The organism is Pseudonocardia sp. NPDC049154 (assembly GCF_040648315.1).
GTDB lineage: Bacteria > Actinomycetota > Actinomycetes > Mycobacteriales > Pseudonocardiaceae > Pseudonocardia.
This window is the reverse complement of sequence record NZ_JBEZDN010000126.1, coordinates 1-23,354: the sequence shown is the minus strand read 5'-3', so window position 1 is coordinate 23,354 and position 23,354 is coordinate 1. Positions and strand designations below refer to the sequence as shown.

General features: G+C 74.8%; 22 protein-coding genes. 7 read left to right on the top strand and 15 right to left on the bottom strand.

The window, feature by feature from the left end:
- A partial coding sequence (locus tag AB0B41_RS35845) for a helix-turn-helix transcriptional regulator (protein WP_358211389.1) occupies positions 1-1,655 on the top strand: 1,655 nt, incomplete at its 5' end.
- Between the two features lie 72 nt (positions 1,656-1,727).
- Here AB0B41_RS35845 and AB0B41_RS35840 read toward each other — a convergent pair.
- Complete coding sequence (locus AB0B41_RS35840; protein WP_358211387.1) at positions 1,728-2,003, bottom strand: DUF4242 domain-containing protein; 276 nt, start codon at positions 2,001-2,003, stop codon at positions 1,728-1,730.
- Between the two features lie 123 nt (positions 2,004-2,126).
- Positions 2,127-7,730: a SpoIIE family protein phosphatase gene (locus tag AB0B41_RS35835; protein ID WP_358211385.1), complete on the bottom strand. Its 5,604-nt coding sequence runs from the start codon at positions 7,728-7,730 to the stop codon at positions 2,127-2,129.
- A 205-nt stretch (positions 7,731-7,935) separates the two neighbouring features.
- Here AB0B41_RS35835 and AB0B41_RS35830 point away from each other — a divergent pair, with 205 nt between their 5' ends.
- The 3 genes from AB0B41_RS35830 (at position 7,936) to AB0B41_RS35820 (ending at position 8,804) form a co-directional block, all read left to right on the top strand.
- A complete protein-coding gene (locus tag AB0B41_RS35830; RefSeq protein ID WP_358211383.1) occupies positions 7,936-8,184 on the top strand; it encodes a hypothetical protein in 249 nt (82 codons plus the stop codon).
- Positions 8,181-8,342: a hypothetical protein gene (locus AB0B41_RS35825; RefSeq protein WP_358211381.1), complete on the top strand. Its 162-nt coding sequence runs from the start codon at positions 8,181-8,183 to the stop codon at positions 8,340-8,342. The genes AB0B41_RS35830 and AB0B41_RS35825 overlap by 4 nt, the downstream gene beginning before the upstream one ends.
- Before the next feature lie 84 nt (positions 8,343-8,426).
- Positions 8,427-8,804 carry a hypothetical protein gene (locus AB0B41_RS35820; protein WP_358211379.1) on the top strand — a complete coding sequence of 126 codons (378 nt, stop codon included), beginning with the start codon at positions 8,427-8,429 and terminating at the stop codon, positions 8,802-8,804.
- A 6-nt stretch (positions 8,805-8,810) separates the two neighbouring features.
- Here the strand turns inward: AB0B41_RS35820 and AB0B41_RS35815 are convergent, their stop codons facing one another.
- From AB0B41_RS35815 to AB0B41_RS35800, 4 genes are read right to left on the bottom strand one after another with little or no spacing between them, the layout of a single operon-like run.
- Complete coding sequence (locus tag AB0B41_RS35815) at positions 8,811-9,752, bottom strand: sensor histidine kinase (protein WP_358211377.1); 942 nt, start codon at positions 9,750-9,752, stop codon at positions 8,811-8,813.
- The gene (locus AB0B41_RS35810; RefSeq protein ID WP_358211375.1) at positions 9,749-10,591 is read right to left on the bottom strand and encodes an MEDS domain-containing protein; all 843 of its coding nucleotides are present in this window, start codon (positions 10,589-10,591) and stop codon (positions 9,749-9,751) included. The genes AB0B41_RS35815 and AB0B41_RS35810 overlap by 4 nt, the downstream gene beginning before the upstream one ends.
- 51 nt (positions 10,592-10,642) lie before the next feature.
- Positions 10,643-12,433: a thiamine pyrophosphate-requiring protein gene (locus AB0B41_RS35805; RefSeq protein ID WP_358211373.1), complete on the bottom strand. Its 1,791-nt coding sequence runs from the start codon at positions 12,431-12,433 to the stop codon at positions 10,643-10,645.
- A 37-nt stretch (positions 12,434-12,470) separates the two neighbouring features.
- Complete coding sequence (locus tag AB0B41_RS35800; RefSeq protein WP_358211371.1) at positions 12,471-13,088, bottom strand: TetR/AcrR family transcriptional regulator; 618 nt, start codon at positions 13,086-13,088, stop codon at positions 12,471-12,473.
- Positions 13,089-13,202: 114 nt separating this feature from the next.
- Here AB0B41_RS35800 and AB0B41_RS35795 point away from each other — a divergent pair, with 114 nt between their 5' ends.
- Positions 13,203-14,102, top strand: a complete 900-nt coding sequence (locus AB0B41_RS35795; RefSeq protein WP_358211369.1) for an LLM class flavin-dependent oxidoreductase — start codon at positions 13,203-13,205, stop codon at positions 14,100-14,102.
- Positions 14,103-14,138: 36 nt separating this feature from the next.
- Here AB0B41_RS35795 and AB0B41_RS35790 read toward each other — a convergent pair whose 3' ends face one another.
- From AB0B41_RS35790 to AB0B41_RS35760, 7 genes are all read right to left on the bottom strand, one after another.
- On the bottom strand, positions 14,139-15,365 hold the full coding sequence (locus AB0B41_RS35790) for a sigma-70 family RNA polymerase sigma factor (protein WP_358211367.1): 1,227 nt from the start codon (positions 15,363-15,365) through the stop codon (positions 14,139-14,141).
- Positions 15,362-15,721, bottom strand: coding sequence for a YciI family protein (locus AB0B41_RS35785; protein WP_358211365.1), 360 nt, complete (start codon positions 15,719-15,721; stop codon positions 15,362-15,364). Before AB0B41_RS35785 ends, AB0B41_RS35790 begins: the two co-directional genes overlap by 4 nt.
- Before the next feature lie 265 nt (positions 15,722-15,986).
- Complete coding sequence (locus AB0B41_RS35780) at positions 15,987-16,490, bottom strand: hypothetical protein (RefSeq protein WP_358211363.1); 504 nt, start codon at positions 16,488-16,490, stop codon at positions 15,987-15,989.
- Positions 16,487-17,302 (bottom strand): PASTA domain-containing protein, encoded by an 816-nt coding sequence (locus AB0B41_RS35775; RefSeq protein WP_358211361.1) that lies wholly within the window; start codon positions 17,300-17,302, stop codon positions 16,487-16,489. Before AB0B41_RS35775 ends, AB0B41_RS35780 begins: the two co-directional genes overlap by 4 nt.
- Before the next feature lie 101 nt (positions 17,303-17,403).
- Complete coding sequence (locus AB0B41_RS35770) at positions 17,404-17,580, bottom strand: hypothetical protein (protein WP_156068105.1); 177 nt, start codon at positions 17,578-17,580, stop codon at positions 17,404-17,406.
- A gap of 53 nt (positions 17,581-17,633) precedes the next feature.
- A complete protein-coding gene (locus tag AB0B41_RS35765; RefSeq protein ID WP_358211359.1) occupies positions 17,634-18,131 on the bottom strand; it encodes a PaaI family thioesterase in 498 nt (165 codons plus the stop codon).
- A gap of 52 nt (positions 18,132-18,183) precedes the next feature.
- Positions 18,184-18,993, bottom strand: coding sequence for a helix-turn-helix domain-containing protein (locus tag AB0B41_RS35760; protein WP_358211357.1), 810 nt, complete (start codon positions 18,991-18,993; stop codon positions 18,184-18,186).
- Between the two features lie 85 nt (positions 18,994-19,078).
- Here AB0B41_RS35760 and AB0B41_RS35755 point away from each other — a divergent pair, with 85 nt between their 5' ends.
- Complete coding sequence (locus AB0B41_RS35755) at positions 19,079-20,728, top strand: AMP-binding protein (protein ID WP_358211355.1); 1,650 nt, start codon at positions 19,079-19,081, stop codon at positions 20,726-20,728.
- Between the two features lie 54 nt (positions 20,729-20,782).
- On the opposite strand, the gene htpX is transcribed toward AB0B41_RS35755, so the two are convergent.
- Complete coding sequence (gene htpX, locus AB0B41_RS35750; protein ID WP_358211353.1) at positions 20,783-21,664, bottom strand: zinc metalloprotease HtpX; 882 nt, start codon at positions 21,662-21,664, stop codon at positions 20,783-20,785.
- A gap of 87 nt (positions 21,665-21,751) precedes the next feature.
- Entirely contained in the window at positions 21,752-22,246 is a 495-nt protein-coding gene (locus AB0B41_RS35745) for a hotdog domain-containing protein (protein WP_358211351.1), read from the bottom strand.
- Positions 22,247-22,284: 38 nt separating this feature from the next.
- Here AB0B41_RS35745 and AB0B41_RS35740 point away from each other — a divergent pair, with 38 nt between their 5' ends.
- Positions 22,285-23,043, top strand: a complete 759-nt coding sequence (locus tag AB0B41_RS35740; RefSeq protein WP_358211349.1) for an enoyl-CoA hydratase — start codon at positions 22,285-22,287, stop codon at positions 23,041-23,043.
- The last annotated feature ends 311 nt before the right edge of the window (positions 23,044-23,354 follow it).

Here is a 23,354-nt window from a genome sequence, read left to right as displayed (position 1 = left end):
ACCACTCCGCCGCGGCCGGCGACGTGGCACGGGTCCTGCGCCACGCGCGGGCCGCCGCGGCCGAGGCGGCCCGCTCGGGCGCCCACCGCCAGGCCGCCGAGCTCTACCGCCTCGCACTCGAGGCGACCGAGCAGATCACCGAGCAGATCACCGAGCAGTGCACCCAGCAGCACACCGAACCGGCCACCGAGCACGGCACCGCGCTCGTCGAACCCACCACCCGCGCGGAGCTCCTGGAGGCGCTCGGCACCGAGCTCTACCTCACCGACCGGCTCGCGGAGGCGATCGACGTGCTGACCCGCGCGGTCGGGCTGCGGCGCGAGCTGGGCGACGCGGTGGCCGTCGGCGCCGGGCACCGGATCATCTCGGACTACGCCTGGTACCACGGCGACGGCGCCGCCGCGGCCGAGCACGACCGCGCGGCGCGCGAGATCCTCGCCGGTGCCGACGACCCCCGCGAGTGGGGATTCGCGCTCGCCAACCACGCGTACCTCGCCGCCCACCGCGGCGACGGGCCCGGCGCCGCCCGGGCCGGGGAGGACGCGCAGCGGATCGCCGACGAGCTCGCCGACCCCGCCCTGCACGGCACCGCCGCGATCGGGCTGTCCATCGCGCGCCTGCTGGGCGGGGACGTCGCCGCCCGCACCGATCTCCTCGACGCGAGCGCCACCGGCGTCCGCAGGAAGCTCGACGAGCTCGCGACCGCGCCGGTGAGCAACCTCGCGCACCTCGACGTCGAGCAGGGCCGATTCGCCGAGGCCGACGCGGTGCTGGCGGAGGCCCTCGCCCTGAGCGAGCGGCTGGACGTGCAGATCTGCACGATGTGGCAGCGTGGCGTCCGCGCCCGGCTGCGGCTGCTGCAGGGCCGCTGGGCCGAAGCCGAGGAGGACGCGCGCGCCGTCCTCGACCGCGGCGAGATGCCGCTCGGCCGGCTGTGGCCCCGCCTCGTGCTGGGGGTGCTGACCGCGCGGCGCTCCGCACCCCCGGAGAACCCGGACCTCGACGTCGGGTGGCGGATCGCGACGGGCCTCGACGCGCCCGCCGCCCTCGCCGCCGCCGTCGCGGCGCTCGCGGAGCAGGCCTGGCTGCTGCGCCGGCCCGATCCGCGGCTGGCGGAGCCGGTCGTCGCCCGGCTGCTCGCGGAGCCGTTCAGCGGCCGGCGCCAGACCCTCGCGCCGGTCCGGCGCTGGTCGGCGCGGATGTCCGCGGCCGGTCTGCCGCCGTTGCCGCCGGTACCCGACGGGCCGGAGCCGGAGCAGGGCACCGACGAGGGCGACCGGCCCTACGAGCGCGCCCTCGCCCTCTGGGACGCCGGCGAACCCGCGGACCTGCTCGCCGCCCTGCCCGTGCTCGACGAGCTGGGCGCCGCGGCCGTCGCGGCCCGGTTCCGCGCCCGGCTGCGCGAGCTCGGGGTGAACGGGATCCCCCGGGGCCCGGCCCCCGCCACCCGCGCCAACCCGGCGGGCCTCACCGCGCGGCAGCTCGACGTGCTCGGGCTGCTCGTCGAAGGGCTGAGCAACGCCGACATCGCCGCCCGGCTGGTGATCTCGCCGAGGACCGCCGACCACCACGTGTCGGCGGTCCTGGCGAAGCTGGGGGTGCGCTCCCGCGGCGAGGCCGCCGCGGCCGCACGCCGAATGGGCGTGCGCGCCTGACCGGTCAGGAATCGGCCCCGGTCAGGAATCGGCCCCGGTCAGGAATCGGCCCCGGTCAGGAATCGGCCCCGGTCAGGAGTCGGCGCTGTGCGGCCCGAACTCGGTCGCCACCTCGACGACCAGGTCGGCGGGGAAGCCGCCGCGGCGGGCGTGCTCGCGCACCGTCTCGGCGTCGTCGGTCTCGTGCACGCAGTAGATCTTGTCGCCGGCCACGTAGCTGCGGTGCCAGGTGTAGGCCACGCCGAGGCCCTCGACCACGCCGTTGGAGGTGCAGGCGATCTCGCGGATCTGCTCGGGGGTGAGGCCGGCGGCGCCGGGGATCGTGCGCTCGATCAGGAAGGTGGGCATCGTGTTCTCCTCGTCTCGGTCCCGGGGACGTCCCGCTGACCTGGGAGAACGGTAGGTCGGGCACGGCTGTGGGCGCGTCGGTGGAACCGCCCATCCCGTGCCTACGCCCTCCCTATCCCGGGATCACGCACCGCCCAGCGGTCCGTCGCCGTCGAGTCCGGTCAGGGCGAGGACCCGCGCCACCGGGCCCGTCTCCGGACGCTCGACCCGGAGCACCACACCGCGGGCCCGGGCGTCGCCGGCGAGGTCGACGAGCATGCCGATGCCCGCGCTGGGCAGGTAGCCGACGCCGGTGAGGTCGAGGACCACGGGGGCGACGGCGCCGGACGGGGTGAGGGCGGCCTCGAGCGGCTCGCGGACGTCGTCGATCCCGCTCAGGTCGAGGTCCCCGTGGAGGGCGAGCCGCAGCCCGGTCCCGTCCCGCTGCACCGTCAGACCCGCCGGGGCCCGGACGGCGGGGGCCGCGGCGGGCGGCCCGGCCGGCAGCGGCCCGGGCTCCCGCTCGGCGCCCGGCTCCAGCCGGAACGTGACGAGCGTGCCGGCCTCGTGCCGGCCGATCTCGACCTCGCCGGCGAGCGCCCGGATGAGGTCGAGGCCGCGCCCCCGGAACCCCTTGTCGGCCCGCTCCGGACGCCAGTGTCCGTGGTCCCGCACGCCGACCCGGACCCCGCCGTCCGTCTCGAGCTCCAGCGCGATGGCGAACCCCTCGGGATCGCTGCTGCGGTAGGCGTGGTCGACGGAGTTGGCGGCGGCCTCGCCGAGGGCCAGCTGCAGGTCCTCGAGGAGGAGCTTCGGCAACGCCGCCTCCTCCGCCCAGGTCCGGACGTCCGCGCGCATCCGGCGCAGGACCTCGGGGGCCGCGGGGTAGCGGGCGTCCAGGGGGGCCGGGAGCAGCCGCACCGCGACGAGCGCGATGTCGTCCGCGTGCCCGTGCCGCTCCACGACCTCGGCGAGGAGGTGGTCCACCAGCTCGTCGGGGCCCTCGCCCGCGCGGCGCGCGGCCGCCGCCGCCAGCCGGGCCAGGCCGTCGTCGACCACCTCGCCGCGCCGTTCGACCAGGCCGTCCGTGTAGAGCAGCAGCGTGGTGCCCGGCCGGATGGTGGTCGAGCCCTCGGTGAACGGCGAGCGGTCGGGCAGCCCCAGCACGGGACCGAGGGTGTCGTCGAGATAGCGGGCGCCGTCCCGGTCGACCAGCAGCGGCGGCAGGTGCCCGGCGCGGGCCCAGCGCAGCGTGCCGGAGGCGCGGTCGAGCAGCAGGCAGGCAGCGGTCGACGCGCGGGAGCCCGGGATCCACGACACGTGCGCGTCGAGGATCTCCAACGCGGACGCCGGCGAGTGCCCTTGGCGGAGGGCGCCGGACAGCGCCACCCGCAGCTGCCCCATCACCGCGGCGGCGGCCGGCCCCTGCCCGACGACGTCGCCGACGGACAGGGCGATCCGGTCGTCGTCGACGGCGAAGACGTCGTACCAGTCGCCGCCCGCCTGGACCCCGGCGGCGCCGGGCCGGTACCGGGTGGCGCTGCGCAGCCGCGGGAAGGTCGGCGGTTCGGCGGGGAGGAGGCTGCGCTGCAGGACGGCCGCGATCTCGTGCTCCGCCTCGTGCAGCCGGGCCCGGTCGAGCGCCTGCGCGCACTGCTCGGCCACGGTCAGCAACGCGGCGCGGGCCTCGTCGGAGAGCTCCGGCCCGCCGTCGGGGAACCGCAGGCCGAGCACGCCGAGCGGGGTGCCGCCGAGCGAGAGCGGCACGGCGACCTGGTCCGGCAGCTCACCGCCGCCCTCGTCGAGCCGGCGGTCCGACCAGGCGTGCGGGCTGCGGGTGCCGACCCACACCGGCTCGCCCGTGCGGGCGGCGTAGGCCAGCGGGCGCGGGACGTCCGCCGCGATCCAGCGGACCGACGCCGGCGGGTAGGCCGCGAGCACCTCCAGCTGGTCGGCGCGCCGCACCGCGACGACGGCGGACGACGCCCCGATCTCCTCGGCGTGCCCCAGGATCACCTCGGCGACCTCCGCGGACCGCGCCGCGCCGGACAGCGCGGAGACGACCCGGCTGAAGTTCTCGGCGGCCAGCCGGGCGTGGCTCTCGGCGGCGAGCAGCTCGGCCCGCTGCAGCGCCTGCGCGCTCTGCTCGGCGAGCGACACGGCCGCCGCCCGCTCGGTGGCCGCCAGCCGCCGCGGCTCGACGAAGCCGAGCGCCACCACGCCGATGCAGCGCCCCGCCACCAGCAGCGGGACGGCCGCCGCGCCGGAGTAGCCGTACTCCTCGCGGACGAGCCCGCGCAGGTGCGGGTAGTCCCTCGCCCAGTCCTCGTCCCGCTCGACCCACACCGGGGCGCCGTGGCGCACCGCGTCGGCGACGGGGGCGCGGGCGTTCTCGGGCACGCTCGCCCAGTCCCGCTCCACGGCCGGTGGCCAACCGACGGAGTACAGCGACTCGAGCGTGCCGGATCCGCGCAGCTCCCAGAGCGCCACCGACGAGGTCTTCATCAGCTGCGCGAACTGCGCCACCGCCGTCTGCGCGACCCGGCCCCGGGTCGCGGCGGCGGACAGGGCGGCGGTCGCCTCCTGCAGGAGCGTCAGCCGGTGGCTCGTGTCCCGCTCGCTCTCGAAGAGCTGGGCGTTGTCGATCGCGGTCGCCGCGCGCCGGCCGATCTCCTCGAGCAGGGCCAGGTCCAGCGCGTCCTGTGGCGCCGACGCGCCCGTCCGCGCGGTGGCCAGCAGCCCGCCCACCCGCCCGCGGGCGACCAGCGGCACGAGCGAGACGGTGCGCAGGTCGAGCCGGCGGCGCACGTCCTGCTGCTCCGGGTCGGCCGAGGCGCCCACGATGTAGCTCTCGTCGACCGCGGCGGTGGCGGGGCGGCCGTCGGCGAGCACCTCGCCGGCCCACCGTGAAGCGGCCTCGAGCCGGGCGAGGTCGGCCTCCTGGGCGGCGTCGCGGGCTGCGAGCGCGACCACCCGGGACGCGCCCGTGTCGTCGACGACGATCAGCCGGGCCAGGTCGGCGACCCCCTCGTCGACGAGCGCGCGGACGAGCACCTCCCGCCGCGCGGCGACGGTGCGCTCCCGGTCCATCGCCCCGCCCAGCAGGCCGAGGACGCGCTGGCGCTCCTGCTCGCGGTACCGGTCGTCGATGTCGAGGCAGCCGCCGACGTACCCGCGCTCCTCCGCCGCCGGGTTCAGCGGGGCGCCCCGGTCGAGGACCCAGCGGTAGCGGCCGTCGGCACGGCGGAGCCGGTACTCGGCCTCGAAGACGCCGCCCGCCGCGGCGGCGCGGCGCTCGTCGTAGCCGGCCAGGTCGTCCGGGTGGATCCGGGCGCGCCAGCCGGCGCCGAGGTCCGCCTCGCCGCCGCCCGTGTACTCCCGCCACGCCTTGTTGACGAAGAGCCGTCCGCCGTCGGCCCCGTCGGCCCAGATGAGGGCCGGGGTGGCATCGGCGAGGGCCCGGAAGCGGCGCTCGGCGTCGGCGCGGGCGCGGCCGAGCCGCAGGTGCCCGTCGACGCGGGCCAGCAGCTCGCGGGCGGCGAAGGGCTTGGTCAGGTAGTCGTCCGCGCCGAAGGCGAGACCCTCGACGGCCGCCTCCTGCCCCGCCCGGGCCGACAGCAGCAGCACCGGCACGCGGGCCGTCCGCGGGTCCGCGCGCAGCGCGCCGAGCAGGGCGATCCCGTCGAGCTCGGGCATCATCACGTCGGACACGACCAGGTCCGGCGGGTCCGCAAGCACCGCCTCGAGAGCGGCCCGGCCGTCCGCCACCACCTGGACCGCGTACCGCGGATCGAGCAGCCGCCGCAGGTAGTCCCGCATGTCGGCGTTGTCGTCGGCGACCAGCACCCGGCCGCCCACGACGGACGGGGCCGGGGCGATCCCGTCGGAGGGCTCCTCCGGCTCGCTCGGCAGCCAGCGCAGGGCCTCCGTGACGAACGGCTCGATCGACGACGACGCGGGCGACGAAGTGGGCGACGGAGCCGGCTGCGGTTCCTCCGGCGCCTCCACGACCCGGTCCGCGGGCAGGTGCGCGGTGCCCAGCGGGACGGTGACGGTGAAGGTGGTGCCGACGTCGAGGGTGCTCTCCGCGCTCACCGTGCCGCCGTGCAGGGCCGCCAGCTCCCGCACCATCGCCAGCCCGATGCCGCTCCCCTCGGCCGACCGCGACCGCGTGCCGGTGACCCGGTGGAAGCGCTCGAACAGCCGCGGCATCTCGGCCTCCGGGATGCCGACGCCGGTGTCCGCGACGGTGAGCACGGCGGCGCCGTCGACCTCCCGCAGCCGGACCGTGACCGCGCCCTCGAAGGTGAACTTCAGCGCGTTGGACAGCAGGTTGAGGACGACCTTCTCCCAGCTGTCCCGGTCGAGGTGCACGGGTCGCGGGAGGGTCGGACAGTCGATCACGAGCTCGAGCCCGGCGTGCTCGATCGCGGAGCGGAACGCCCCGGCCAGCTCGGCGGTGAAGACCCCGAGGTCCAGCGGCTCGAAGCGGGCCTCGATCCGGCCCGCCTGCAGCCGCGAGTAGTCGAGCAGGCTGTTCACCAGCTTGCCCAGCCGCAGCCCGTTGCGGTGGATCACGTCGAGCTCCGTGCGCAGCCGCTCCGCCGGGATCCCCTCGCTCGCCCGCAGCTCCTCGACCGGCCCCATGATCAGGGTGAGCGGCGTGCGGAACTCGTGGCTGACGTTGGAGAAGAAGTCGGTCTTCGCCCGGTCGAGCTCGGCCAGCGCCTCGGCGCGGTGGCGCTCGGCCTCGTAGGCGCGGGCGCCCTGCAGGCCGGACGCGATCTGCGCGACCAGCAGCTCGACGAAACCGCGGTACCCCTCGTCGTAGCGGCGGTAGGGGTTGAGACCCACGACCACGAAGCCGACCACGGCGTCCTCGGAGCCGAGCGGCAGGACCGCGGCCTCGGTCGGCGGCCGGTCCCACTCCCCGGTGGGCAGCCCCGCGAACCGCCGGCCGAGGTCGTCGAGCACGGTCGTCCGGCCGGCCCGCGCCGCGTGGACCGGCCACGGCCCGTCCGGCCCGAGCCGCTCCGGCGCCGCCGGGGTGCCCGCCTCGATCCCGGCCGAGCAGGCCAGCCGGGCCCCGCCGTCGTCGTCGAACAGGTAGACGAGGGAGAACGGCAGGTCGCGGGTGCTGGTCGCGAGCAGGTCGCGCGCGGCCTCGAGCACGGCGCTCTCCGTGCGCGCACTGGTGACGGCACTCGACAGCGCACGCAGGATGGACATCCGCCGCTCGCCGAGGACCCGGTCGGTGTTCTCCGTGACGACGCAGAGGAAGCCCGGGATGGCGCCGGTGTCGTCGGCCAGCGGGCTGTAGGAGAACGTGTGGTACGTCTCCTCGGGGTAGCCGGACCGCTCGAGGATCAGCAGCAGGTCCTCGTCCCAGGTCGCCTCACCGGTCTCCAGCACCGAGGCGATACGCGGGCCGATGTCCGCCCAGATCTCCGCCCACACCTCGCGGGCCGGCCGCCCGATCGCCCACGGGTGCTTGGCCCGCAGCGTGTCCCGCTGGTAGGCGTCGTTGTAGAAGAAGGCGAGCTCGGGGCCCCAGCCCATCCACATGGAGAAGCGCGAGCCGAGCAGTATCCGCACGACGTTGCGCAGGGCCGACGGCCAGGTCTCCGGCTGCCCCACGGACGTCGCGGCCCAGTCCCAGCCCGCCATGATCCGGCCGAGCTCGCCACCGCGCGCGAAGACGCTCTCCTCCGCGACCTGCGGGCGCAGCGTCTCGTCGGGCCGGGTCATCGAGGCTCCGTTCCGACGTCGATCCGTCCGGGGAGTCGAAGCGTAGCCGGATCCGCGGGACCCGGTGCAGGCCTCGCGCCCGCCTCCCGCGGGGCCGGGCGGTCGTCGTGGCCGGATGCATGGAATGCCGTGGGACGGGTACGACACCTTTCCCGTCGGCCGTCGTCGCCGGGAAGCCGAGGCATGTCAGGGAGCAGGTGACGCCGTGCCGCACGGTGACGAGTGGCGGGCCCTCGCGGCCGTCACGGGCCGGACCGGGAACGTCGATCCACGCGTCGAGCTCGTCGGTGCCGCCGTGATCCTGGCGGTGGCCGTGGCCCTCACGGTCGCGGGGCTGCTGACGCTGAACCTCGGGCTCCTCGTGGCGGCCGTCGTGGTCGGCACGGCCGGGGCGATCTGGTGGGGCGAGGCGCGGCGGCGCCACCCCGGACACGGAACGAGGAGGCACCCATGAGCGGACCGCACGAGGAGCAGGAACCCGGGGACGAGCCCGTGCGTCACTTCCCCGAGCAGGAGGACCCGGAGGCGCTGGAGTCGGACCCGACCGAGGTCCCGCGCCCGGGCGCCCCGAGCATGCCGATGGAACCCGGTGAGGAGCACGGCGACGGCTGACCCGCGGGTGGTGATCTTCCCGAGGTGTCCCCGGCGTGGTCCCGGGTACCTCCCCGCCGTCACCGACGCCGGAGGAGTGCCCGAATGACCACCAGCAGCAGGACCACGACGCCGACGCGCCGGATCGCGGCGGGCGTGCTCGCCGGCCTCGCCGCGCTCGCCCTGGCCGGCTGCGCGGGTGGGTCGCGCAGCGGCAGCGACCAGCCGGGCGTGGACAACACGGTCAGCGCGGCGCCGGGGCAGCCCGTGAAGACGTCGATCAGCTCGTCGTCGGAGAAGGACCTGGCCGCCGCCCTGCGCACCAACGGCGTGGACGACCCGGAGAACTGGGCGCAGATCCTCGTGCAGAACAAGCCCTACCCGGCCGGGGCCGAGGGGACGCAGAAGATCCAGCAGGTGCTGCAGCAGTTCCAGGCCGCCCCGGAGAACGCGACCAAGATCACGAACGTCGTCGAGCCCTGATCCCGGTCAGGAGGGTCCGGCGGTCATCCGCACCGTGAAGCCCTCGGGCCCGCGGTGCAGGCTGACCTCCCGGCCGAGCTGGTGGGCCATCCACAGCCCGAGCCCGGCCGTCGTGCTGCCCTTGGCCGGGAGCAGGCCGGCGTAGGGATCGCTCGGGCCGGCGCCGGTGTCGGTCACCGTCACCACGGTCCGCTCGCCGGTCCACAAGGCGACCCGCACCGGCGGGGCGCCGTGCACCCAGGCGTTGTCCACGACCTCGCTCAGCGCGAGGACCAGGTCCTCCAGCTCGTCGCGGTCCAGCCGGGTCGCGAGGCCGAGCAGGGCGTGCCGGGCCGTGGCGGGGCTCGGGTCGTCGAGGACGAGGGCGGGTGGTCCCGGCTCGGCGGGCAGCGGCGCCCGCATGCCCTCGACCAGCACCTCCTCCGGGTCGACGAAGCCCGGGTTGGGCCGCCGCGTGCCGTCCGGCCCGACCAGGTGAGGGTGGGTGCGGACGACGTCGTCGAGGACCGCGCGGGGCGTGGTCCGGGTGTCGTACGAACACAGCGACCAGACGGGGAAGGTCGCGAAGGCCTGGTTGACCGCGGCCTCGTAGCGCAGCCACCCGCCCCAGGGGGCGCCGTACCCGGGGTGCGGCACGTTCCCGACCAGCCGGACCTGCGGCACGCCGGACCCGACCGCCTCCGCGAACTGCTCGCGATAGGTGCGGATGGCCGACGCCGGTGTCCGGTACTGCGCGGCCGCGGACAGCCAGGACACCCCGGTGCCCCGGGGCATGGCCCGCCGGAGCAGCGCGGCCTCGTGCTCCCCCAGCGCGACGATGGTGGGCTCGCCTGCCGCCACGCCCTCCCGCACGAACGGCGCGACGACGGCCAGGAACTCCTCGTCGGCGCCGTGGAGCACCACCTCGTGGAGGTACCCCTCCGCGCCCGCCGCCGGCCCGGTCCTCATGCGGCCGGGTCCACGACGTCCACCCGGACCCGCGCGAGCTCCAGCAGCCCGGCCATCCGTCCGACGACGCCCGGGGCGCCGCGCAGGGCGACGACGACCTCCTCGCGGCGGCCCAGCTCGTCGAGCAGGAGCAGCCCGCGGTGGTCGAGGAAGCCGAGCTCCGCGGCGTCGACGACCAGCTCGTCGCCGAGCGGGCCGAGCTCGGCGCGCTCCAGCGTGCGGGCGAGCAGCTCACGGCCGGTGCGGTCGACCTCCCCGCCGAGCACGGCGCCGACGCCCGCGCGGGCGAAGAAGCGGAACGGGGTGGCCCCGGGGCTGGCGGCCGGGTGCACGCAGGCCAGCTCGGCGACGGCGGCCGCCCCGAGGACGCCCCGGTCGTAGGCGCAGACCGCGGAGAACGGGTGGCCGGTCATGTACCGGTCGATGCGCTGCTCGTAGCGGGCGAACGCGTCGCGCTGCTCCGCGCCGCCCACCAGCACGGTGATCTCGGCGGCCACGCGCAGGCCGGTGAACCCGTCGGCGAGGGCGGCGTCGGTGGCGTCGGCATAGGTGCGGACCTGGGCGGCGGGGTCGACGACCTCGTCGGCGCCGTACACCGACCGCACGGTGACGACCCCGACGGCACCCGGGCGCGACCCGGCGCCGAGCCCCGCGGCGACCTCGGCCAGCTCCGCCTCGGGGGCGTCGGCCACGTAGAGCACCCGCTCACCCAGCCCGAGACCCTCGTGCAGGAACCCGGCGGCCTGCCGCCGGAACTCGGCGCGGTCGTCGAACGCCAGGCAGAAGTGGCCGCCCGGGCCGAGGCCACGGGCCTCGTCGACCGGTCCCGTCGCACGCACCCGGGCAGCCTAGTCGCTGCGGGCCCGCGGGGGACCGTCCGGCGAGCCCGGTCACTTCCGCCCGGGCATGAACTCCTGCAGCTTGGTCTTGGCGCCCTCGACCACGAGGTGCGCCGCGGACGGGTCGCCCTTGAGCACCGCCTCCAGGGCGGACTTCGCCTGGTCGATCGTGGCGTGCGGCGGGATCGGCGGCACCTCCGGGTCGCAGTACACGTCCAGCACCGCGGGCCGGTCCGCCGCGAGCACGCGGTCCCAGGCCGGGCCGAGCTCGTCCGGGTCCCGCACGGTGATCGCCTCCAGGCCGAGCCCGCGGGCGAAGTCGGCGTACGACACGTCGGGCAGTGTCTGCGACTCCTCGAACTTCGGCGCCCCGCCCATCGCCCGCAGCTCCCAGGTCACCTGGTTGAGGTCGTTGTTGTGCAACACGCACACCACCAGCCGCTGGTCGGCCCACCGCTCCCGGTAGCGCGCGATCGTCAGCAGCTCGGCCATGCCGTTCATCTGCATGGCCCCGTCGCCGGTGATCGCGATCGCCGGCCGGTCGGGGTGGGCGAACTTGGCGCCGATGGCGTACGGCACGGCCGGGCCCATCGAGGCCAGCGTGCCGGACAACGAGCCGCGCACGGACCCGCGGATCCGCAGCTGGCGGGCGTACCAGTTGGCCGCCGAACCGGAGTCCGCGGTCACGATCGCGTCCTCGGGCAGCCGCTGCGACAGCTCCCACACCACCCGCATCGGGTTCACCGGGTCGGCGGCCACCATGGCCTGCTGCTCCATGGTCTCCCACCAGCCGGTGACACCCTTCTCCACCGTCTCGCGCCAGCTCCGGTCGGTCTTGCGGTCGAGCCGCGGCAGCAGCGCCCGCAGCGCGGCGCCGGCGTCGGCCACCATGTTGACCTCGGTCGGGTACCGCATGCCGATCAGGGCGCCGTCGAGGTCGATCTGGACCGCGCGCGCCTTCCCGTACTCCGGCAGGAACTGGCTGTACGGGAAGTTGGAGCCGACGATCAGCAGGGTGTCGCAGTCGCGCATCAGCTCGTAGCTCGGCCGCGTGCCCAGCAGCCCGATCGCCCCGGTCACCCAGGGCTCGGTGTCGGGCAGGACGTCCTTGCCCAGCAGCGCCTTGGCCACCCCCGCGCCAAGGACGTCGGCGACCTCGGTGACCTCGGCCGCGGCCCCGCGGGCGCCCTGCCCGACCAGGATCGCGACCTTCTCCCCCGCGTTGAGGATCTCCGCGGCGGCGGCCACGTCGGCGTCGTCGGGCAGCACGGTCGGCGCGAGCAGGCCCGGCGTGCTCGACGGCACCTGCTTGAACTCGTGCGCCGGCGGTTCCCAGGTCTCGGTCTGCAGATCGCTCGGGATGATCACCGCTGTCGGGGCGCGGCGGGTCAGCGCGGTGCGGAAGGCCCGGTCGATCGCGTTCGGCAGCTGCTGCGGCACGTTGACCTCGACCAGGTAGTCCGAGGCCACGTCCTTGTACAACGCCTGCAGGTCCACCTCCTGCTGGTACGCCCCACCCATCGCGCTGCGCTCGGTCTGCCCCACGATCGCGACCACCGGCACGTGGTCCAGCTTGGCGTCGTAGAGGCCGTTGAGCAGGTGGATCGCCCCCGGCCCGGACGTCGCCATGCACACCCCGGGCCGGCCGGAGAACTTCGCGTACCCGACCGCCTCGAAGGCCGACATCTCCTCGTGCCGCGACTGGATGAACCGCGGCGAGTCCTCGGCCTTCCCGAACGCCGCGACGATCCCGTTGATCCCGTCCCCGGGGTAGGCGAAGACCTGCTCCACCCCCCACTCGCGCAGACGGCGCAGGACGTGGTCGCCGACGGTCTCGGCCATGCGTACCTCCTCGGGGGTGCGGACGCTCCCCCTGCGGCTACCCCGTGCGGCCCGGACCACACGGTGCTCCGGGGCCCGAGCCGGTCCTACGGGACCGGCGCAGCCCGGCGACGAGGAGCCCGACCAGCCGGCGCGCGTCGTAGCGGGGGTCGTCCTCGGCGCCGATGCAGAGGTTCCCGACGGCCCGCATGAGCTCGTAGGCCTCCAGGTCGGACCGGATCTCGCCGGCCGCGGCGGCGGCGTCGAGCAGCCGGGCGCAGACGGGGACGAGGCGGTCGAGGAAGTAGGCGTGCAACGCGTCGAAGCCGGCGTCGTCCGAGCGCAGGACGGCGGCGAGCCCGTGCTTGGTGACCAGGAAGTCGACGAACAGGTCGATCCACCGTGCCAGCGCGGCGTACGGGGTGTCGCTGCCCGCCAGCAGGTCCGGACCGGCCTCGGCGCAGGCCTCGACCTGGTGCCGGTACACCGCGATGATCAGGTCCGCCCGGGTCGGGAAGTGCCGGTAGATCGTGCCCGTCCCGACGCCGGCCCGCGCCGCGATGTCCCGGACCGGCGCGTTCACGCCGGCACCGACGAAGACCTCGGCGGCCGCGTCGAGCAGTGCCTTCTCGTTGCGCCGTGCGTCGGCGCGCCTGCGCGGGGGCTGCCCGGCCATGCCCGCACCCACTCCCTCCTCGACAACCGGAACACGGTTCCGTATCGTTGGCGGAACAAGGTTCCGCTTCTGCCCATCATCATGGCAGACCTCCCTCGGAGAGGGGACGAGCTCATGCAGCACACCGCGGTGAGCCACACGGATGCGACGGTCCGGCCGCGCTTCGGGATCATGACCGCGCCGATGCAGGTCGGGTACCAGGACGTCCTGCGGGTCTGGCGCGAGGCGGACGCGATCCCGGAGATCGAGCACGCTTGGCTGTTCGACCACCTGATGCCGATCGGCGGCGACCCGGACGGCCCGATCCTCGAAGGCTGGACGCTGCTCTCCGCCCTCGCCGCGCAGACCCACCGGCTGCGCCTCGGCCTGCTGGTGACCAGCAACCGCTTCCGGCCGCCCGCGGTGCTGGCCAAGATCGCCACGACCGTCGACGTCGTCTCCGGCGGGCGGCTCGACTTCGGGATCGGCGTCGGCTCACGCCCGAGCCACCCGCTGGCCCGGCGCGAGTACGAGGCGCACGGCCTGCCCTTCCACGACACCGCCCACGCGGTGGGCAGCCTGGCGGAGGCGTGCACCGCGATCACCCGGCTGTGGACGGAGGACGAGCCGTTCGACTTCGACGGCACGTACGTGCAGCTCCGAGGCGCCTTCGGCAACCCGAAGCCGGTCCAGCGGCCGCACCCGCCGATCATGATCGGTGGGCGGGCGGCCGCCACGCTGCGCGTGGTCGCCGAGCACGCCGACCTCTGGAACATCCCGGGCGGAGACATCGCCGACTGCGTGGAGCGCAGCGCCTTGCTGGACCGCTACTGCGCCGAGATCGGGCGGGACCCCGCCTCGATCGTCCGGTCGATCCACCTGCCCGTCTCCTACGACCGGCCCGACGCCGCGCGGGCGGCGATCGACGAGGCGCTCGACGCCGGCTTCCGGCACGTCGTGCTCGGCCTGCCGGCGCCCTACCCGGACGGCGTCGCCCGCTGGGTGGCCGACGAGCTGGTGGCGGTGTCGGTCTAGGTCCCGGTCTCGGCACAGGTACCGGCGCCGGTCGCATCAGGAGGGGGTCGGTCCGGCCGTGCGGTCGCGTCGGCGGCGGAGCTGGGCGGCCTGCGCGGGGTCCTGCGGGAGGGCGAGCGCGGCGTCGTAGGCCGCACGGGCGGCGACGCGGTCGCCCAGCCGGTCGAGGAGCTCGGCCCGGGCCGCGTGCCGGAGCGGATAGCGCTCCAGCCCGGCGACGGCGTCGACCGCCTCCAGCCCGGCGGCCGGCCCGTCGCGCTCGGCCAGCGCGGCCGCCCGGTTCAGCCGGACGACCGGTGTGTCCTCGACCTCCAGCAGCACGTCGTACCAGGACACGACCGCCGGCCAGTCGGTGTCCGCCCAGGTCGGGGCCAGGGCGTGGCACGCCGCGATCGCCGCCTGCACCACGTACGGATCGGGCCGGCCGGGGCTGCGCCGCAGGCCCTCCCCGACCAGCCGCACGCCCTCCTCGATCAGCTCGCCGCGCCAGCGCGAGCGGTCCTGGTCGGCGAGCAGCACGGGCATGCCGGCGGCGTCGCGCCGGGCCTCGCGGCGCGAGTCGGTGAGCAGCTCCAGCGCCAGCAGCCCGAGCACCGAGGGCTCCCCCGGCATCAGCTCCCGCAGCAGTCGGGTGAGCCGGACGGCCTCCTCGACCAGGGTCGGGCGGACCTCGCCGACCGGGTCGTACCCCTCCGTGAACAGCAGGTACACCGTCGCGAGCACGCCGCGCAGCCGGTCGGGCAACTCGTGGGCGTCGGGCACGCGGTACGGGATCGCGGCCTTGGTGATCTTCTGGCGGGCCCGCGTCAGGCGTTTCGCCATCGTCTCCTCCGGCACGAGCAGCGCCTGCCCGACCTCGGCGACCGACAGCCCGCACAGCGTGCGCAGGGCCAGTGCCACCTGCGTCTCGTGCGCGAGCGCCGGGTGACAGCAGACGAAGATCAGCCGGAGCAGGTCGTCGCGCACCGTCTCGGGCGGGGGCGGGTCCTCGGGCACCACGGCGAGCGCCTCCTTCCCCGGCCGCGCGGCCTCCCGGCGCAGCAGGTCGACCGCCCGGCGGCGGGCGGTCAGGGTGAGCCAGGCGCGGGGCTGCTCGGGGACGCCGTCGCGGGGCCAGGTCTCGAGGGCGCGCAGCGCCGCGTCCTGCACCGCGTCCTCGGCGAGCGGGAGGTCGCCGAGCTGCCGGACGAGCGTGGCCAGGACCCGGCGGCCCTCGTCGCGCACCAGGCGGACGAGGGCCGCGCGGGCCGGCTGGTCGGTCACCCGGCGTTCGACCCGAAGTCGATCACCGGCCGGACCTCGACCGCGCCGTCCCAGGCGCCGGGGATCTGCGCGGCCCACTTCACGGCCTCGTCGAGATCCGCGCACTCGAGCAGGTAGAAGCCGGTCAGGGCCTCCTTGGTCTCGGCGTAGGGCCCGTCCGTCGCGACGACGTCGCCGCCCTTGCCGCCCTGCACGCGCACCGTGGTGGCGGTGCCGGTCTGGTAGAGCGCGGCGCCGCCGCGCAGGACGGCGGCCGCGGCCTGACCGAACTCGCCGTACTCCTTCGTGACGTCGGCGTACTCCGGCCGGCTCCAGTCGACGTCGGCGTTGTAGATCAGGGCTGCGTACTGGGGCATCGGATCCTCCTGGATCTCTCGCGCCGGCGGGGTCCGGCGTCACCCGAGGGACGAACGGGGACCGGCCGGCGGGGACAGTCGCGAGAAGAATTCTTCCGTCGCCGCCGAACAGGTGCCAGACCGTCGCCCCAGCCCCGCGAGTCGCGCTGTGCCCCCCTCCGCGAGTCGGGACTTCCAGCACCGCGAGTCGGGACTTCCAGCACCGCGAGTCGGGACTTCTGACACCGCGAGTCGGCACTTCCGGGCGTGACGCGGGGAGTCGACGTCAGCCGATGTGGCCGGTAACGGTGATCGTGTCGACCTCCAGCTCCGGCGCCGTGGCGCTGCCGCCGAGCGCGGTGTCGTAGGTCGCGGCGCCCTGCACCGTCACCTCGGCGGTGAAGAGATCACCCTCGACGACCGGGTCGAGTGCACGCCCGCTGCCGGTCAGGATCGTGTTCGTCCCGAAGACCGAGTTCTCCTGCGGGACACCGTCGACCTCGGCACGGAACCGCGTGGTACCGGTCGCGCTGTCGAACTGCGTGACCACGCCGTACACCACGACCTGCTCACCCGAGTGCGCCTCCGGGTCCTTCGCGATCAGCGCCCAGTCCCGCGCGGTCAGCGCCCGCGCCGGCTCCGTGACGAACGGCGACGGCGCGGACCCGAGGTTCACGGCGACCCCCACCGCCACCACGGCGAGCAGCCCGAGGACCGCGACCGTCAGCAGGACGTTGCGTCCCCGACGCGGCGACTTGTTCGCCCGAGGGCCTACGGGTGCCGCGCTCACTTCGCGGTCCCGGTGACGTCGATGGCGGTGACCTGCAGCTGCGGCACGGTCATGGTGCCGCCCATGGTCGTCGAGTACGAGTAGGACCCCGTGACCGTGACCTCCGCCCGGAACAGGTCGTCCTTGACCAGCTGGGCGAAGAGCGTGCCGCTCCCGTTCAGGAACGTGTTGGTCTCGTAGTCGACGTAACCGTACGACGGCTTGTGGACGACGCCGTCGACGTTCGCGCGGAAGGCCGAGGTGCCGGTCGCGGAGTCGAACTGGGTGACCTGACCGTAGACGACGATGCGCTCACCGACGTGGGCGTCCGGGGACTTCGCGATGAGCGCCCAGTCCCGAGCGGCGATCGCCCGCGCGGGAGCCGGCGGCGTGTAGTAGGTCAGGCTGAGCAGCGTCGAGGTCGGCATCGTGTAGAGCGCGGACGGGTACTGGCGGGTGACCGTCGAGTCCTCACCGAGGCGCGCCAGGTCGGACGGCACCGTGAACCCGGCCTGCGTCAGAACCTGACGCGCCCGGGGCGCCGTCAGCCCGACGAGGTTCGGCACGGTCGCGCACGCGGTCCGGGCGCAGGGGTCCGCGTTGACGGTCGCGGTGGGCGCGGCAGGGGCCGACGCCGGGCTCCGGCCCTCCTTGTCGACGACCCCGACAGCGACCAGGACGACGATGAGGACCGCGAGCACTCCGAGGCCGCCGTACACCACGGACGGAGTGCTCAGCCGCCGACGGGTCCCGGACTGCGGGGCCTCGACGTCGGGCGACCCGCTCGGCGGGGTGGTGTCGGTGTGGTGGTCCTGACTGGGCGAGAGGGACATCGGCGCTCCGGACGGTCGAGGGTGGCGACCTGTCCTTCGGCCGAACGGAGCAGCGGATTACTCACATCCTGACGATTCGCCAAAAGTAGGTAAAGCCGGCCCTACTTCGCCCCGAACTCCGCCTTCACCTCGGCCCGCCAGGCCGCGTACTCGTCTCCGCCCGCGAGCCCGAGGGTGCCGATGCAGTCCCCGCAGCGCCCGACGATCCGCAGCAGGGCGACCTGTCCGCACCGGACGCAGGTCTGCGGGAGGGCGGTGGAGGTGTCGTCGTCTGCCACGCGACGAGTGTGCCCCACCGGTCGGCCCGGGGATCACCCGCGGGCCCGCGTGTTCAGCGGAAGATCATGCAGCTGGAGCTGCCCTCGGCGAGCAGCGTCCCCGCCTGGTCGCGGAGGTCGGCGCGGGCGAGGGCGGTTCTGCGGCCCCCGTGCACGACCCAGCCCGTGGCGCGGACGAGGCCGGTGGCGGTGGTGATGCGCCGCAGGAACTTCACGTCCAGGTCGAGGCTGGTGTAGCGGACGCCGGCGGGGAGCGTGGTGTGGACCGCGCAGCCCAGCGCCGAGTCCAGCAGGGTCGCGTAGACGCCGCCGTGGACCGAGCCGAGCGGGTTGTAGTGATGGTCGCCGGGCTCGAGGGTGAACACCGCCCGACCCTCGTCGACCGACTCCAGGTCGAAGCCCAGCAGGCCCGCGATCGGCGGGGCGGGCAGCTCGCCGCTCATCACCGCCCGCATGACCGACAGCCCGTCCATCCCGGCGGCCGCGGCCATGCCGGCCGGGTCCTCCCAGCGGTGGGTGCGCTCGTTCAGGGCGGGCTGGACGTCCGTCATCGACTCCTCCTCGATCGGTGCGGCCCAGCCTAGCTGGATTGCGAACGGAAACCTAGGCACTGACGGGTTCCTCACGCCGGCGGCAGGCCTGCGCGTACGCGGCCGGTGTCAGCCCGATCGCCGCGCCGAAGTCCCGGATGAAGTGCGACTGGTCGAAGTACCCCAGCTCCGCGGCCACCTCCGCCCACGGCCGGTCCTGCTCCTCCGCGAGCCGGGCCGCCGCCTCGTGCAGCCGGTAGCGGCGCAGCACCCACTTCGGACTCACCCCGACGTACCGGGCGAACAGCCGTTGCAGCGTCCGGGCCGGGACGCCGAACCGCGCGACGATGTCCTCGACGCGCGCCACCTCCCGGTCGCGGAGCAGCGCCGCGACGATCCGCCCGACCACGGCGACCTGCGGGTCCGGCTCCGGCCAGCGCGCCCGCAGGAACCCCTCCATCTGCCCGATCAGCTCGGGCACGGGCCCGGTCATCGACTCCGCGAGCGCGTCGGCCGGCGGACCCCACAGGCGCGCCGCGGGCAGCGTGACGTCCGTGATCGTGGAGACGGGCCGGCCCAGGAAGGGCAGGAACGCGCCCGGCCGGAACTTGGTGCCGGACACCCGCCCCTCACCGGCGTAGACGTAGGTGAACCGCTCCCGCCCCACCCCGGCGACCGCGAGCATCCCGCGGTCGAGCACGACGTTGACGCACGGGTGCGGCAGCAACGTGACCGACGCCCGCCGTCCGGGCGGCAGCGCCCACGTGACCACCCAGTGCCGCTCGACGAGCTCGGCGAGGTCCGGCGACGGCGCGTGCCGGTCCAGCCGGAAGTCGACGTCCCGCACGCCCAGGAGGCCGTACTCACTGGTGGTCGACAGCACCCGCACAGCATGCCGCGCCCCACCGACAGAACCGGGACCGCGGACATGAGTGACAGGAGTCACACCACGCGGTTCACTGTCGGTCATGACCACCTACGCGGACCGTCCGTGGCTCGCCCGGTACGACGAGGGCGTCCCGGCCGACGTCGAGCCGGAGTTCCCCTCCGCCCTCGCGATGTGGCGCGCGACCGCGAAGGCGATCCCCGAACGCCCGTTCCTCCACTACTTCCACACCACCCGCACGGTCGGCGAGGTCGACGCGGACTCCGACGCGCTCGCCGCCGGGCTGGTCGCGCTCGGCCTGGAACCGGGCGACCGCGTGGCGGTCTACCTCCAGAACGTCCCGCAGTGGGCCGTCGTGATGCTCGGCGTGTGGAAGGCCGGCGGGATCGTGGTGCCGGTCAACCCGATGCTGCGCGAGCGCGAGCTGCAGGTGATCCTCGCCGACTCGGGCGCCTCGGTGCTCGTGGCGCTGGAGTCGTTGCACCCCGTCGCGCTGCAGGTCCAGCCGTCGACCGCCGTCCGCACCCTGGTCACGACGAGCGAGCTCGACCCCCTCGGCGACGACGGCGTCCCTGGCCTGCTGGCCGGCAGCTGCCGCCAGCGCCCCGCCACGGCCCTCGACTTGCAGGAGCTGATCGCGCAGCACGCCGGCGACCCGCCGCCCGCGGTCCCCGAGCCGGGCCCCGACGACGTCGCCTTCCTCACCTACACCTCAGGCACGACCGGCCCGCCGAAGGGCGCGACGAACACGCACCGCAACGTCGTCTTCAACGCCATGACCTACCGGGACTGGATCCACCTCGGCCCGGACGACGTGATCCTCGGCGTCGCCCCGCTCTTCCACATCACCGGGCTGATCGGCCACCTCGCCGTCGCCGCGCTGACCGGCGCACCCGTGGTGCTGGGCTTCCGGTTCGACGCCGGCACCGTCCTCGAGCTGATCGAGCGCTGGCACGCCACGTTCGTGGTCGGCGCGATCCCCGTGTACATCGCGCTGATGGAGCACCCCGACGCGGCCACCCGGGACCTCTCGTCGCTGACGAAGGTCTACAGCGGCGGGGCGCCCGTCGCGCCGGCGGTCGTGGAGGCCTTCGAGCGCAGGGTCGGCCCGTACATCCACAACGCCTACGGGCTGACCGAGACCACGAGCCCGAGCCACGTGGGTCCGTTCGGCGCTCGCGCCCCGGTCGACCCGACGTCGGGCGCGCTGTCCGTCGGGGTGCCGGTGTCGAACACCGTGGTCCGGGTCGTCGACGACGAGGGGCACGACCTGCCCGTCGGCGAGGTCGGCGAGATCGTGATCGCGGGCCCGCAGGTGGTGCCGGGCTACTGGAACAAGCCGGAGGAGACGGCGCACGCGCTGCCGGAGGGCGAGCTGCGGACCGGCGACGTCGGGTTCATGGACGCCGACGGCTGGTTCTACCTGGTCGACCGCAAGAAGGACCAGATCAACGCGGGCGGCTACAAGATCTGGCCGCGCGAGGTGGAGGACGTCCTGTACGGGCATCCGGCGGTCCGCGAGGCGGCCGTGGTCGGGGTGCCCGACGAGTACCGCGGCGAGACCGTGAAGGCCGTGGTCTCGCTCAAGGCCGGCGCGGAGCTGGAGCCCGACGAGCTGATCGCCTTCGCCCGGGAACGCATGGCCGCCTACAAGTACCCGCGGATCGTGGAGGTCGTCGACGAGCTGCCGAAGACGGTGAGCGGCAAGATCCTGCGCCGCGAGCTGCGCTGACCCCGCCGTGCGCGGTAAGTGGTGCTGGAGCACCACTTGCCGCGCACGGGCGCGTCAGCGCGTGCGGGCCATCTCCTGCAGCCGCCGGATCCGGTCCTCGATCGGCGGGTGCGTGGAGAACCACTTGGCCATCTGGTCGCCCGCCCGGAAGGGGCTCGCGATCATCAGGTGCGACTGCGACACGAGCTGGGGCTCGGGCGGCAGCGGCGCGAGCGCGGTGCCGTACTGCAGCTTGTGCAGCGCGGACGCCAGCGCGAGCGGGTCGCCCGTCAGCTCGGCGCCCGACGCGTCCGCCTGGTACTCCCGCGAGCGGCTCACCGCCATCTGCACGACGCCCGCGGCGACCGGCCCCAGCAGCGCGATCAGGATGGCGGCCAACGGGTTCGGCCGGTCCTCGTCGCCCCCGCCGAAGAGCCCGGCGAACATCGCCATGGTGGCCAGGAAGCTGATCATCGACGCCATCGCGCCGGCGACACAGGAGATGAGGATGTCGCGGTTGTAGACGTGGCTGAGCTCGTGCCCCAGCACCGCCCGCAGCTCGCGTTCGTCGAGCAGCTCGAGCAGGCCGGTGGTGGCGCAGACCGCGGCGTTGCGCGGGTTGCGGCCGGTGGCGAAGGCGTTGGGCGCGTTGGTGGGGCTGATGTACAGCTGCGGCATCGGCTGCCGCGCCCGCTGGCTCAGCTCGCGCACGATCCGGTGGAGCCCGGGCGCCTCCGCCTCCGTGACCGGCCGCGCGTGCATGGCCCGCAACGCGATCTTCGCCGAGTTGAAGTAGGCGTAGCCGTTCATGCCGAGGGCGACGAGCAGCGCGATGATCAGCCCGGCCCGGCCCGCCACCAGTCCCCCGACGACCAGGACCAGCGCGCTCATCCCGCCCAGCAGGACCGCCGTCTTGAGCCCGTTGAGGTGACCGTGCCCATTGACGTGACCGTGCACCGCCTCGCCGCTCCTTCCGCAGGGTTCCTGCCGGGTCAACGACCCGCCCGGAGGCGGTGTTCCGGTCCGCCCGGCTTCACAGCGGACTCACGGGTTCACGGCGCGCACGGGCATCCCGTCGAAGTGGTCGCGCCGGATGTCGATGAACAGCCCGCGGCCCTCGGCGGCGACCGGCCCGTCCGGCCCGTCGAGCCGCGCGGTGCCCGTCGTCCACGTCTTGCGCCCCTCGCGCTCCTCGACCCGGGCCCAGAGGTGCAGTTGCGTGCCGACCGGGATCGGCCTGCGGTAGCTCGTGGTCAGCTCGGCGGTGACGGCCGGGCGGCCGAAGAAGGCCTGCAGCGCACCCATGGTCTCGTCGAGGGCCGCGGCGACGACGCCCCCGTGCACGACCCCGGGCCCGCCCTGCTGCCAGTACGCGACGTCGAGCACCGAGGTGACGGTGAGGTCCTCGCCCGCGACGAAGCTCAGGTGCAGCCCGGGCTCGACGTCCCCGCAGCCGAGACACCCGTCGTGGTGGCGGCGCACCTTCTCCCCCGGTCGGGGCGCGCGGTCGTGGGGCAGCGGACGGTCGTTCACGGTCACCGGCGGACGGTAACCCGCCGGGATGTCAGGATCCCTCCATGACCACTGAAGTCCGCACGACGGTCGAGGACGGCGTCGCGCTGCTCACAGTCTCCAACCCGGCCCGCCGCAACGCGATGAACCTCGAGCTGTCCGAGAAGCTCGTCGCCGCGCTCGACGCGGCGGTCGCCGACCCGGCCGTGGGGGCCGTGGTGATCACGGGCGAGCCGCCTGCCTTCTGCGCCGGCGGGGACCTGTCCGAGCTGCAGGGGGCCGACCCGGCGCGGCTCAAGACCGTCTACGCCGGCTTCCTCGCCGTGGCGCAGTGCCCGCTGCCGACCGTCGCCGCGGTCAACGGCGCGGCCGTCGGCGCGGGCCTCAACCTGGCGCTGGCCTGTGATCTGCGTCTCGCGGGCCCCGGGGCGAAGTTCGACGCCCGGTTCATGCAGCTCGGCCTGCACCCCGGCGGTGGCTACACCTGGATGGTCGACCGGGCGCTCGGTGCCCAGGGGGCCAAGGCCCTGACCCTGTTCTGCGACGTGCTCGACGCCGTCGAGGCGGAGCGCGTCGGCCTGGTCTGGCGGCGGTACGACGACGACGCGGCCCTCCTCGCCGGGGCCAGGGAACTGGCCGGGCGGGCCGCCGCGGCGCCGCGGTCGCTGATCGAGACCACGAAGGCCACGATGCGCGTCACCTCCGGGGCGATTTCGCACCAGGAGGCGACCGAGATCGAGGTGAGAGCGCAGGCTGCGTCCGTACACTCGGAGGAGTTCCGGGAGCGCGTCACGGCGCTCCAGGCACGCATCAGCAAGCGGTAGGGGCGGCCGCATCCCGGCGCCGTTCCGCCCGGACGAACGGAGACCATGTGACGTCGCACTGGGGCCGGGGACACTGGGCGATACCGGGCGTTAACCTCGTCCGGACATTTGTGTTCCCGAGCCGAACCGGGGAATGACCTCGACATGACGTCCAACGACACCGCCGTCACGCCGTCCGGCGGCGAGCACGATGTCATCACGAAGGACCGGGTGGTCATCCGGTTCGCGGGTGACTCCGGCGACGGGATGCAGCTCACGGGTGACCGGTTCACCTCGGAGACCGCGACCTTCGGCAACGACCTGTCCACGCT